This is a genomic window from Acinetobacter sp. 10FS3-1, assembly GCF_013343215.1.
In the GTDB taxonomy this organism is placed as follows: domain Bacteria; phylum Pseudomonadota; class Gammaproteobacteria; order Pseudomonadales; family Moraxellaceae; genus Acinetobacter; species Acinetobacter lwoffii_C.
Window position 1 is genome coordinate 1 of the sequence record NZ_CP039150.1, and the last position, 12304, is coordinate 12304.

General features: G+C 36.8%; 14 protein-coding genes and 1 riboswitch. Of the genes, 5 read left to right on the forward strand and 9 right to left on the reverse strand.

Annotated features, from left to right (window positions below):
- Positions 1–149 precede the first annotated feature (149 nt).
- From E5Y90_RS17025 to E5Y90_RS17035, 3 genes are all read right to left on the reverse strand, one after another.
- Entirely contained in the window at positions 150–686 is a 537-nt protein-coding gene (locus E5Y90_RS17025; protein ID WP_174660711.1) for a plasmid replication DNA-binding protein, read from the reverse strand.
- Between the two features lie 78 nt (positions 687–764).
- A complete protein-coding gene (gene repM, locus E5Y90_RS17030; protein WP_174660712.1) occupies positions 765–1694 on the reverse strand; it encodes a replication initiation protein RepM in 930 nt (309 codons plus the stop codon).
- A 686-nt stretch (positions 1695–2380) separates the two neighbouring features.
- The gene (locus E5Y90_RS17035) at positions 2381–3136 is read right to left on the reverse strand and encodes a hypothetical protein (protein ID WP_174660713.1); all 756 of its coding nucleotides are present in this window, start codon (positions 3134–3136) and stop codon (positions 2381–2383) included.
- Between the two features lie 221 nt (positions 3137–3357).
- Between E5Y90_RS17035 and E5Y90_RS17040 the strand changes: the two genes are divergently transcribed.
- Positions 3358–4641, forward strand: coding sequence for a MobA/MobL family protein (locus E5Y90_RS17040; protein WP_174660714.1), 1284 nt, complete (start codon positions 3358–3360; stop codon positions 4639–4641).
- On the opposite strand, the gene E5Y90_RS17045 is transcribed toward E5Y90_RS17040, so the two are convergent.
- Complete coding sequence (locus E5Y90_RS17045; RefSeq protein ID WP_174660715.1) at positions 4625–4858, reverse strand: hypothetical protein; 234 nt, start codon at positions 4856–4858, stop codon at positions 4625–4627. The genes E5Y90_RS17040 and E5Y90_RS17045 overlap by 17 nt on opposite strands.
- A gap of 449 nt (positions 4859–5307) precedes the next feature.
- Here E5Y90_RS17045 and E5Y90_RS17050 point away from each other — a divergent pair, with 449 nt between their 5' ends.
- The gene (locus E5Y90_RS17050) at positions 5308–5709 is read left to right on the forward strand and encodes a PH domain-containing protein (RefSeq protein ID WP_174660716.1); all 402 of its coding nucleotides are present in this window, start codon (positions 5308–5310) and stop codon (positions 5707–5709) included.
- 864 nt (positions 5710–6573) lie between these two features.
- Here E5Y90_RS17050 and E5Y90_RS17055 read toward each other — a convergent pair.
- Positions 6574–7461, reverse strand: a complete 888-nt coding sequence (locus E5Y90_RS17055; protein WP_174660717.1) for a LysR family transcriptional regulator ArgP — start codon at positions 7459–7461, stop codon at positions 6574–6576.
- 97 nt (positions 7462–7558) lie between these two features.
- Here E5Y90_RS17055 and E5Y90_RS17060 point away from each other — a divergent pair, with 97 nt between their 5' ends.
- Positions 7559–8155, forward strand: a complete 597-nt coding sequence (locus tag E5Y90_RS17060; protein WP_174660718.1) for a LysE/ArgO family amino acid transporter — start codon at positions 7559–7561, stop codon at positions 8153–8155.
- A gap of 142 nt (positions 8156–8297) precedes the next feature.
- Here E5Y90_RS17060 and E5Y90_RS17065 read toward each other — a convergent pair whose 3' ends face one another.
- The 4 genes from E5Y90_RS17065 to crcB form a co-directional block, all read right to left on the reverse strand.
- Complete coding sequence (locus E5Y90_RS17065) at positions 8298–8630, reverse strand: type II toxin-antitoxin system HicB family antitoxin (RefSeq protein ID WP_004812232.1); 333 nt, start codon at positions 8628–8630, stop codon at positions 8298–8300.
- Positions 8627–8875 carry a type II toxin-antitoxin system HicA family toxin gene (locus E5Y90_RS17070; RefSeq protein ID WP_004812233.1) on the reverse strand — a complete coding sequence of 83 codons (249 nt, stop codon included), beginning with the start codon at positions 8873–8875 and terminating at the stop codon, positions 8627–8629. Before E5Y90_RS17070 ends, E5Y90_RS17065 begins: the two co-directional genes overlap by 4 nt.
- A gap of 140 nt (positions 8876–9015) precedes the next feature.
- Complete coding sequence (gene ppa, locus E5Y90_RS17075; RefSeq protein ID WP_131275023.1) at positions 9016–9540, reverse strand: inorganic diphosphatase; 525 nt, start codon at positions 9538–9540, stop codon at positions 9016–9018.
- Between the two features lie 26 nt (positions 9541–9566).
- Positions 9567–9947: a fluoride efflux transporter CrcB gene (crcB, locus tag E5Y90_RS17080; RefSeq protein WP_005225409.1), complete on the reverse strand. Its 381-nt coding sequence runs from the start codon at positions 9945–9947 to the stop codon at positions 9567–9569.
- A 116-nt stretch (positions 9948–10063) separates the two neighbouring features.
- Positions 10064–10131: riboswitch (Fluoride riboswitch) on the reverse strand.
- A gap of 198 nt (positions 10132–10329) precedes the next feature.
- On the opposite strand from crcB, the gene E5Y90_RS17085 reads away from it, so the two are divergent.
- Together E5Y90_RS17085 and E5Y90_RS17090 are read left to right on the forward strand one after the other, a co-directional pair.
- On the forward strand, positions 10330–10539 hold the full coding sequence (locus E5Y90_RS17085; protein ID WP_004282305.1) for a hypothetical protein: 210 nt from the start codon (positions 10330–10332) through the stop codon (positions 10537–10539).
- 251 nt (positions 10540–10790) lie between these two features.
- Complete coding sequence (locus tag E5Y90_RS17090; protein WP_151819645.1) at positions 10791–12245, forward strand: SulP family inorganic anion transporter; 1455 nt, start codon at positions 10791–10793, stop codon at positions 12243–12245.
- Positions 12246–12304 lie beyond the last annotated feature (59 nt).

A 12304-nucleotide genomic window follows, 5' to 3' on the forward strand; every position in this document is an offset into this window, starting at 1 on the left:
AAATGCTTGAAATTTCCCTATAGGCATCAATATCTTAGTTAAAGCCGTTCCAGGGTTCAGCGCACTGGAGCGGCTTTTTATTGATTCTTCACGTTCCACGCCTATTCTTTGATCATTGTTCCACAACTTTGATTAGCTTCAGTGAAGAATCAATTGTCAAAAACAGCCTTCGCCAAACGACCGAATAAACCTCGTTTTTTAGGTTGTCGCTCGATATGCGTAGGCACTGGACTGTGCTCATTTTCTGTTTGCTCCGGAGTAGTCAATCCGTCATGTTTAGCTTCTGCTGTGTCTAGTTCTGGATCTGTTTTGGTCATACCTGGTTGCACCGATTCTTGATCGGTAAACGTAGTCATATTGGCTTGGGGAGCTTCTAATAAGCGCTGCATTGTTTCAATCTGGTTTTGATAGAAAGATTCCCGGTCTTTTGCATCATCAAGCTGATTTTTCAGTATGTCTATCTGTTGTCTAAGCAGTAAAATTTCTGCCGAACTTGGACTGTCTATTTTTACAGGTTCTTTTATATTCTGTTTTTTGGCAGGCTCTCCAAATACACGGATAGCTTCTGAAAAATCAATTTTATTGTCAGAGTTTTTACTTAAAATACCTTTATTTATATGGTTATAAATCGTTTGTCTGTTTATGCCATAAAGCTTGGATAATTCTAAAACTGAAAGGCTTTTCATGATGTAAAACGATGCCTAATCTTGTAAAAATGTCTTGTCTATTAGACAGTCTAATAGACAAATCGGCAAGCCTATATTCTAGGCAGCCTTAAAACCTACTTTTTGGAGGTAAGGGTATAGTTCCTTAAATTTCTCTGGGGTTTGGAGCATTTCAGCAATACGTACAGCGAACTGCTGATAGCTTTCTGTGCCCTGGGAGTATTTACTCATTTCAGGAAGTTGTGAAAGTTTGTTGGCAAACAAGTGTCGTTGAGCATCTGTCATGGTTGAGAAAATATTTACCGTTTTTGGATCTCGCTTGTTTTCTACTGATTGATTGCCCGTTTTCTTCTGTTTGAAGGTGAATGAAAAACCTGAAATAGAACGGCCTTTTTTATGCTGCTCATATTTAACTGTAATGTCAGAAAACTCGTTAATTTGATCAATAGCAATATCTAAAACACGTCTTTTAAAAGCTTCCATACGAGCGTATTCATTAACTCCTATACCTATTTGACTACGGAATTTATTTAACTCATACATAGGTGTTTTGCCTACAGACTTCCATTGCATTAACAATTCATAAAGTCGTACAGCATAAACACTTTTGAAATCCGAAGTTTTTTTAAGATGGTAGCTAGTAAAATATTGTTCAAAGCCATCTATTTTTGTGACGTGTTCAATTACGACACGAGTTAGAGTCACCAATATCCGACCTTCACCCTTTCGATAATTAGCATCTTGAATCCAGCGACTTTTTGTTAAAGTCCCGTCTTCATTAGTAATAGTAAACTGTCTTTTAAATAAAGAATCTTCAGCCTCAGTTAAGGCTAAATATGCTGCGTCGGATGAAACATTAAAGGCTTTAGCATATCTAAGAGCATTTAGTTCTAATGGCTCATCGGTTGATAATCCTTGCCCCGTTTCACGAGCATCGACAATAGCGAGCTGCAATAGACGAGTTTCACTTAAAGTAAGTGTTTGTAAGGCCTGAACGAGTTTATTTGATTTTACGACTAAGTCGGTCATGTCATTCTATTTAGCAACAGTTTTATTGTGTTGCTATAACAACATAATAAATATATGTTGTCAAATACCGAGGAAACGTTGCTATATAACCGAGGAAACGTTGCTATATAACCGAGGAAACGTTGCTATATAACCGAGGAAACGTTGCTATATAGATCATGAAGGCATTGCTGCTTAAGGCTTTCAGCATGTCTAAAAACATTTAAAAGCTTTAAAATAATTAAAAGCCCAGGGAAGGAAAAATTGCCCTTGGTTTTCGCTACGCTCAAACTCTATTGAACTTCGCTTTCGCTCAGTTCGTAGGGGCAATTTTTTAGTTAATTCTTTCTTGAATTCGAAAAACCAAAAGCAAGAATGGATTCGCTACGCTCATAGAGCTTTTTCACTCGCTTTCGCTCGATCTAAAATCTGATTTTTACATGTGATTTACGCTTTATTAGGCTCTACAGCCTAAAAAGCTGTTTTTCAGAAAGTCGAAGCGCGAATTTTAGTGGTTCGCTCGTAGACACTCGCTCTATAGATACCTTTTAGGTATTTAATTTGAGTTTTAAGGATATTTCTTAGTTTATAAATTAAGGATTTGTATTAGGTAAAGCGTAAAAGGGCCTATTTCGCATTTTTAGCCCTGATTACATTTTTTATTAGGGATGGGTAGGATTAAGCCAAAAACAGGCTGTAATCGCATTTTATGGCTTTCCACGGTGCTTTTGGATGAGTACTTTGTGAAACTCTTGCCCATTGATTTTATAGGTTGGCAAATCTTCAACCATACGCTGGAATAATTTTGTTTCTTCCTTGAGGTCTTCGGTGTTGTTTTTGATCTCTTTATAGAGTGTGGTTTCTTTAATGGCTCTTTCCCAAATAATGCTCTGTAGGAGGGCATCTCTGAGCAGGGGAATATCACTGTGCTGGATCTGAAGATCAAGGTCTTTATAAAGTGATTGAACTACACCTCCTATCGCGTATTTGAGTTGGTTTTCTGCATTGCGTTTTTTCTGGGCTTCCGTCAGTTCCTTGTGACTTTTCTGCAAAATTTCACGTTTGTGTTCATTCTCCAGCCGGATTCGATTGTCTAGGGCGGCTTTTTCAATTTTCTGATAAGACTCTAGGGCGCGATCCAGGCGGAAAAAATTATCCTGATCCATTGCTTGATTGAGTAAGGTCAGAATTTCAATTTCGTTGGCCAAGAGGGGCTGCTGGTTTTTGTCCTTCAGTTTGATCTGTTCAATGAGTGCCTGTCTTGTTAGAAACTGGTTCTTCTCCCGGTCGACTGTTTTGAGCAGACTGAGTTGTTTGTCATTGAATCTGTCATTGGATTGCTGGAGTAGGGTTAAAGCCTGTTGCTGTTTTTTCTTGAGGAAGGGAAGTTTTTCCAGGAACTGCTGCAATGTCATGAGGTCATTTGAAGTGAGTATTTTCGCAGGTCTTCCACGAGCCGTCATCGCATTCTCCAGCATAAAATGGGTGAGGTTTTTCTGTTTTCAGTTTAGCATAGGCTGGCACGGGAAGAATTAAATAAAATGTGGGAACATTTTATTTAATTCTTAAGCTCGTTTCCGTGTTTTTAATTCGATATAATTACTACGCAATTATATCGAATTAAAAACACTTCTCCTCGTGCTCCGCAGGCTCTGCGAGGCTCCGTGAATTTGAAGGTGGGATTATGTTCTATTGCAACCTGGAACACACAAGCAAAAAGGCCGTGAAAACCCGATCGGGGAAAGTAAAAAATGCTGCCACGGCCAAGAACCGGTTTCACTACATTACCCGGACTTCGCATTTTAAAAATTATAAAGAAAGTGCCTCAGAACAGATCGAATTTGTGAGATCCGGCAATATGCCAAATTTTGCTGAAGGAAAGCCGGCTGAGTTTTGGGGCGCTGCAGATATTTATGAACGTAGTAATGGCCGTACCTGTTCCAGTCTGGTGGTGGCCTTGCCGAAAGAGTTGAACCAGGCACAGCGGATTGAATTGGCCGAGGCATTCATTGCTGAGTTTGCAGACCGCTATCGCTATCCCTTTACCTGTGCCATTCATAATCATGTTGGATCGTTGGGTGGGCAAGAGCAACCGCATTTGCATTTTATGTATAGTGAACGGCATGTTGATGGCATCGACCGGACCGCAGAACAGTTTTTTAAGCGTTATAACCCAAAGGATCCACAGAAAGGTGGGGCGCAGAAGCTGACAGCTGATGTGTTAGGCATGGGAAAGGCGCAGTTACAGCTGTATCGGCAGAAAACTGAAGAGCTGATTAATGACAGTCTCATGCGTTATGCTCCGACCAAGATGGTGGAAATCAAGGGAATTCAGGTGGAAGTTCCTAGTTTGGTCAGCTGTTTATCCAACAAGGAATACAACAAGAAGCATGGCACACAGCTGAAGGATGTTCCTGTGATGAATAAGGCGGTCCGTTTTGCGCGTGAGAAAGAGCCGGAATTAGTGGCCGAACGGGAAAGAATGACTGCTGAAATTAACCGGTTACGTGCTGAAAATCATTATGAGTTGTATCGTTCATTTTACGAGGCTGAATTAAAAAATCGTCAAGAGATTGAAGAGTTGAGCACGCAAGCTGAAACACCACGGACACGGCAGCATTGGTATGCTCAAGAAAAATTATTGTTTTTACAACAGAAAATGCTGCAAGCCTTATTGCAAGATCGTCAAATGACTGAACCTTTTAGGGTGATTCAGCATGATTTACAGACTTATATCGATCTTTTGAATATCGAATCCTTCGACCGACTTGAAAAATTTGAATACTTAACTGATTTGGGCCAACAGTTAAAGAATTCAGTTATCCAGATAGCCTCTATTGAGGAAGAATTGGCATTCATGCAGCGGCAAGTCATCGAACGTGTGCCTTTGCAAATGAGAGAAAAGGCAGTAACCCCTGACAAGATAAGAAATCATGATCAGGATAATGATTTTAGTCCTGGCTTTTAAGCAGATTATTTAGGGCACGCCACTGCATGAGCAATACTGCTTCTTCATCTTTAATTGTGGTTTCTCCGGACTGAATCCGGTCAAAGCGTTCCCAGGATCTTTTTTCATGAGCCTTTTTTTCTTCAGGACTCATGCCGAAGGTCGTAATCGATTGAGCTGTTGCCCAATCCTTGCGATCCATTTTTTTGAGATGCTCACTTGTACTGAATTTTTTCATGGAAATACTTCTGAGAGGGACTTAACCGAATTATTTGATCTTTAATTCCTTAATGTGACAGAAGCTGATATTGCAACTGCCAAGCTGAATGCAGAATTTTCCCTTATATTGTAAAAGATAATTCGACTTTTAGATTTTTTTAGAAACTAAAAAACAAGATATTAATTATAAATCAACAATTTATACGATTAGTAATGAATTTTAGGTTTTTAAGAAAAAACAATATAATTATTGTAAATCAACGCTTTAGGTGATTAGTAATGAATTTTAGATTCTATTTTTTTAAGCGTCTAGCCTAAAATTCATTACTATCCCATTTTATTTATTTAGATCAATTACTTAGATTATTTTTTTAAGCCTAGTCTTGTGAGCTAAAAGAATCTAATTAGGGCCTACTTATAGGGGCTTTCGTATAAGGTGTATTATGTTAATTTTAGGGAAGTTCAATAATGCAAAAATATAAATCAAAAATAGATTGGTGGCTGATTATAGTTTTGACAGGAAGTTCTTTACTGCTTTTAACCTTGGTCTATAGTAATTTTGATAGCCAAAATTTACATGCAAATATAATTTTTTCCGTCCTTTTAAGTTCTTTAGCTCTAGTGGTTTGGTTACCCATTCCAACCACATACTATGTTGTAGACAGTGAGATATTAAAGATACACAGCATATTCTTAAAGTGGGAAATTCCATTGAGTAGTATTGAAAAGATCGAGGAAACATCAGACTCTTTATCAGCTCCAGCTTTATCTTTAGATAGAATAAAAATTGAATATAAAAAAGATGGTATCCATAAATCAATCATGGTTTCGCCAAGGAATAAAACTGAATTTATAAAACAAGTATCTTGATTTATCATCTACTTAATATAATAGAGATTATATGTAGCGAGGACTGTGGAACCTCGCTTTTTCGACTTCGCATAAGAGATTTTATGTTAAATAATGGCTTTCATATGAGCTGATATTTCTAAACATAAACGCAATTTTATTAAGGTTGTTTAGATACCATGGAATCTAAATATCTCAATTGCTCATCCCTCTTTACTTTATTTTCATGTTTAATCACCGCTACTAGTAAAACTATGGTCATAGCTCCCGCTAGGTAGATGATCTTTTTTCTCATGATTTCCTTATAGTGAAGTTATTTTTTCCTATTTTATATAACATGATACAAGTCATATAAACAATCAAGTTATGAGATGTATACATCGCAATCTGATAGGTAATTTAAGGAATAAAAAAACCCCGGCATCCTGCCGAGGTTTTTCGTATTGGTTTGCTCGGTATAACTCCTGTCGTACCTTACTGTCCTTGTGCGTATCTGTATTCTTATTATTGTGTGGAACTTCCTGTTCCTGATGACTTCATCATAGTAAAAATGGGTTGAGGTGAATATCCGCAAAGTCCCTAAATTACTGTGCGCCAGGGCGTACAAAATAGCCTAAATTTTATCCACAAAAATTGGGGATAATTTCGGATGCAAGAGTCTTGTTACTTGGGCAAAATGCGGAAATTGAGTATTTTTTTAACCAATTTTAGTGGCTAAATATTACAAAGTTGCTTAAAAACTCACCTACTTATTACAGAAGCTAATTTTTGTGCATTTTGTGCTCAAGGTTGGGTTTTTAAGTTGTTGATAAATAATACTATTTTAAAATGTGTTTCGTATAAGCTCTATTATGTTAAATAGGTAGGGAATCAGGCTCAATCATTTTATTTTAAGATGAGTTTTGAGTACTTAATTATATGGTCTGTAACACTTTCTAAATGGTAAGGTTGATGAATCCAATGATGCCAGTAGAGTTGAACTTTATTTTCTAATTCTGGACATAAATCAATCATTTCATCTTGATCATAGAGGCTATTTAATTGGAATTCTGGAACCATTCCGTAACCTATTCCAAGTCGTATAGCGGTCAAAAAAGATTCTGAAGAGGGTATTAAGTGAAAAGGGTAACTACCCTTTGTTAGACCGAATTGCTTTACTAAAATATCAAAATGAAGATGGTCTTTTTCATTAAATATTACAGCAGGTGCTAAGCATAGGGCTTGTCTATTTATGCCACTAGCAAACCATTTTTTTATGAATGCTTTTGTTGCGATCATTCTATATTTCATCACACCTAGATATTGAGAATTACATCCTTTCATAGGTTTAGGTTCAATTGAGATACACGCATTAACAATTCCTTTTTCTAGTAAGGAATATGTATGAGCCTGATCATCAACGATTAGATTCAGCAATATTTTATTTTTTATAAGTACATCTTTGAGGGTTGGAAGTAACCAGGTTGCTAGGCTATCGGCATTAGATGCAATAACCACTTTAAAAAATTCAGCTTGTGACTTATTCATCAAATCATGTAAAAAATTCTGTTCCAATCTTTGACTTTTCTTTAAATATTCAAATACTTGCTGACCTGATGTGGTTAATTTACAAGGCTTACTACGTATTATTAATAACTGTCCTAATTCTTTTTCTAAAGCTTGCAATCTTAAGGTTACAGCAGATGGAGTCAGGCAGAGCATTTTTCCTGCCTGATCGAAACTACCAGTCTCAACTACCGCTAAAAAGGCTTCGCATTGTTTTTTTTCTAACATAAGAATTATTTAGCCAACCCAAAATATTCTTAATTTTAATGAATAAAAAAAACAAATACACATAATTCAAATAAATAGATACTTCAGATAAGTCAATATGGTTACATTTTTAACAGGATTGGGGGTTGGGTTTTCTCTCATATTAGCCATTGGTGCTCAAAATGCTTTTGTTCTGAGACAAGGACTTAAGCGTGAATATGTTTTTAGTGTTTGTCTTATATGCGCCTTATCTGACTCTATTCTTATTTATTTAGGAACTACAGGATTCTCAAAGATCGTTGAAGAATTTCCTTTAATTACTATTTTTGCTCAATATTTTGGAGCTGTATTTTTATTCATTTATGGTTTGAGAAGCTTCTATTCAGCTTTTAGAAAACATACGCGTCTTGATCCGAGTAATATTGAAAAAGCTAATATTTATCATGTGCTAGGTACTTGTTTAGCATTTACCTGGCTCAACCCTCATGTTTACTTAGATACCGTTGTACTAATGGGTTCTATTTCCACGAACTTTGAAAGCGAGCTGCATATATTTACTATGGGAGCAATCCTATCTTCTTGGATATTCTTCTTTTCTTTAGGACATGGAGCAAAATTTCTATTACCGCTATTCCAAAGTTCTATTTCATGGAAAATTTTAGATTTCCTCATAGGCATAATTATGTGGGTTATAGCTGTAAATCTCTTGTTCTAAAAAGATGTGTCAGCAATCTACCTACTTTAAGTTTCTCTAAAATTAACATAATACACCTTATATGAAACTAAAAATGGGAGCTTTAAGCTCCCATTTTTGCTGAGTTTTTCAATTTTTAGGTAGTAGCCTAGGCTTCAATAAATTACGCACCTAAACGCATTAACTTTTCTTGAATCGCATCACTGACAAAGGCATTTAGAGAATTACTTGATGCTAAAACCGCCTTACGGTGTAATTCAGGGCTAATACGGACATTAAAAGTGCCTTTGAATGGTTGATCAGGAGATTTTCCTAGTTCAGCACATGATTCTAAATAGCCGTCTACAGATTCCTGAAAAGCTTTCTCAAGGGCTTTTAAAGTTTCCGCTTCATAGGTAATAAGATCACGAATAAAAGCAAGTTTTCCAAATAACTCACCTGTTTCAAGATCAGGCTCAATTGTTCCGAGATAACCTTTGTATTTTAAATAGCTCATAAAAATCCCTCCTGCTTGAGTGCCTGTTTTACAGCTTTCAATGCCCCACCTTTGATTTCATTTTCAGGGTGTGGTCTATGCAGTAAAATCATATGTTCAGTTTTTTCATTAAAAAACCGAACACGAGAGCCTGCCATTTCAAATTTTTCATAGCCGAGCTGGCTCAGTAAAACGACTAAATCTTTATATGGAAACGTATTTTTTGAATTTCCAAATTTTTCCAATAACTTTTCCGTTTTACCCATATTTTTGCCCTACTCAGTTACGACTAAGTATAGTCCCTTGAAATTAAAAAATGCAACTGAATTTAGTTGCATTTCATATAATCGCCATTATGTTAAATAGAATAAAAAGGGACCTCAGATTTGGGTCCCTTTTATCTAAATTATTTGTATGCTTGGATAGATTTTAGAATCTCCTGTCTGGCTTCTTCTACATTGCCCCAACCATTAAATTTCATCCATTTACCTTTTTCCAAGTCTTTATAATGTTCAAAGAAATGTTTCATTTGATCTAATTGAAGCTGAGGGAGGTCGCTCAGATCTTCAACATTGTTATATAGAGGTGTGAGCTTAGAATGAGGTACAGCAATGATCTTTGCATCAATACCGGCTTCATCTTCCATATACATGACTCCGACAGGTCTGCTGCGAATTACTGATCCTACAGCAACCGCATGGGGAGCTATTACAAATACATCTAAGGGATCACCATCCTCGCTTAATGTTTGAGGAATATAACCGTAATTGTACGGATATGACATTGCTGTACTTAGAAAGCGATCAACCAATAAAGCATCATATTCTTTATTCACTTCATACTTGATGGGTTTAGCATTTGCCGGGATTTCGATGATGCTATTAAAGTCATCTGGTGGATTAGTACCTGCTTTAACATTTTTAAAAGTCATTGTTTTACCTTCTAATATTTAGATTATTAATGATTAGTGAAAAATTGATAGGAAAGTATTCCTAGTACTGTAAAGATTAATGAACCTATTACATGGATGGCTATTGTTGAGATAGCATATTCAAACTTTGAAGCTTGTAGCAACGCAACAATTTCAACTGAAAATGTTGAAAAGGTCGTTAAAGCACCGCAGAAGCCTGTCACAACGAATAACTTATAATTAGGGCTTATTGAGCTATTTGAAAAAAATGATACAGCTAATCCAATAATAAAAGCACCGATTAAGTTAACAATCACTGTCCCGAAAGGAATATTTTCAAATACGCTATTAAATCTTAGACTTATGCCCCAACGAAGCCAGGCACCGATTACAGAACCGAGAGCAATTGATAAAAGAGAAAGATACATGTCTGCTCCTAGTTATGAGCAGCAAAAGATATATAAATAAAGAACTTTATGACGGGAAAACATAGCGTAGCTCCATTTTGTAAAAGCAGAGCACGCGACTACGTACCCTGCTTGAGGGAAACGTAGGTATCATCAGCCAGAATTGGCGGTTTGTGTAAGGAGGATAGCCATCTCCTTTGAGTACTATTATTTAAAAATTGATTAGCTAATTCAACAACCTTCTATTATTAAAATACGTAAGTTTGATACTTTTTTATCTTTAGTTTAGTAAAACTTGAAACTTTTCATTTTTTCTATAATCTTTTTGGAAAGGGTGTCCAGCTAAGCTGAGGCAGGTGTTTGTTGTAGTCGGGCCGCTACAATATTGATAAAGAGCACCTGTATGTTTAATTTCAAGATTTTTAATAAAGTCTCTACGGAAGTATTGACGATCAAAAATGACCTTCAGCTTAATGCTGAGCTGCAATTAATTAATAAATATAAAACGGCTATTTCTGAAGATTATAAACAGGCTATTGTTTTGATCTTTAAAGAACGTGGCTATACACGTTTGGAAATAGGTCAATTACTTGGGGAGCTAAAAGCTTCATAAAATACCGATTAAACAAAGCTTGGATATAACATCCAGGCTTTATAAAAAAGTACCTAGCTGTTACCCTTGTCCTGATTTTTTTTTACTCTAAAAAGTTCCTTCATCTTATGACACTTACGCCACCTTAAGTTTATTTACCGTCTTAAATCTGTAAATAACTCATCACTGTCTAGTGATGTGGTGTAGTCGCTTGTGTGTTGTATATATCACATCACTAGCCTATCTGAAAAATTAAAAAACAGGCTATGTTTATGTTATCTAATGTCCGAGAACAGTGGTTCTCTAACATCCGTGGGGATGTACTTGCCGGATTAGTCGTCGGTCTTGCACTCATCCCTGAAGCCATCGCATTTTCAATTATTGCAGGTGTAGATCCTAAAGTCGGTCTATATGCATCCTTTTGTATTGCCGTCGTGATTTCTTTCGTAGGTGGTCGTCCTGCCATGATTTCAGCTGCCACCGGGGCTATGGCACTGCTTATGATCACATTGGTCAAAGAGCATGGGCTTGAATATCTGCTGGCAGCAACAATTTTGACAGGCGTGATTCAAATATTGGCAGGCTATTTAAAGCTTGCCAAGTTAATGCGGTTCGTATCTAAATCTGTGGTTATTGGATTCGTAAATGCGTTAGCGATCTTAATTTTTATGGCTCAGTTGCCTGAACTGATTAATGTGACTTGGCATGTATATGCTCTAGTTGCTTTAGGTTTGGCGATTATTTATCTCTTCCCTCTGGTTCCCAAATTAGGAAAATTACTCCCTTCTCCACTAGTCTGCATCATTGCAATCACATTATTGGCAATCGCTTTAGGAATTGATGTACGGACCGTGGGCGATATGGGGTCTTTACCTGACACACTTCCAATGTTCTTGATTCCAAATATTCCTTTGAATATTGAAACATTGATGATTATTTTGCCTTATTCAGTCGCACTGGCGGCTGTAGGTTTACTTGAATCGATGATGACAGCAACTATCGTGGATGAAATGACAGATACGCCAAGTGATAAATATCAGGAATGTAAGGGACAAGGGATTGCGAATATTGCTTCTGGCTTTATGGGTGGCATGGCCGGTTGTGCCATGATTGGCCAATCTATGATTAACGTAAAATCAGGCGGCCTTACACGCTTATCAACATTCTCTGCGGGTATTTTTCTTCTTATTCTGGTTGTATTTATTAGCGACTGGCTCAAAGTGATTCCAATGGCTGCATTGGTAGCGGTAATGATCATGGTCTCTATTAGTACTTTTGAATGGAGTTCTGTCACTCAGTTAAAAGATAATCCTAAGAGTAGTAATATCGTCATGATTGCGACAGTGATTGTAGTTGTTGCTACGCATAACTTGGCTCTAGGTGTATTAACGGGCGTATTGCTTTCAGCCTTGTTCTTGGCGAATAAACTTGAAAATGATATCCAGGTGACAGCTTCTTTTGAGGGAACGGCCCGTTTGTATGATTTGAGAGGTCAGATCTTCTTTAGTTCTTCTGAAAAATTCATGCAAGGTTTTGACTTTAAAGAGGATGTAAAGGATGTGATTATTGATTTGACCCATTCTCACATTTGGGACGTAACATCAGTCGCCATGCTTGATTCTGTTGTAAATAAATTTCAAAAGAATGGTGTGAATGTCACTGTGCGTGGCTTAAATGAAGCTAGCTCTATCATGATTGATAAGTATGGAACACATGCCAGAATCTAAGTGAAGGAGACTCTACATTTATGTAGAATCTCTAAAATTAACATAATACACCTTATACG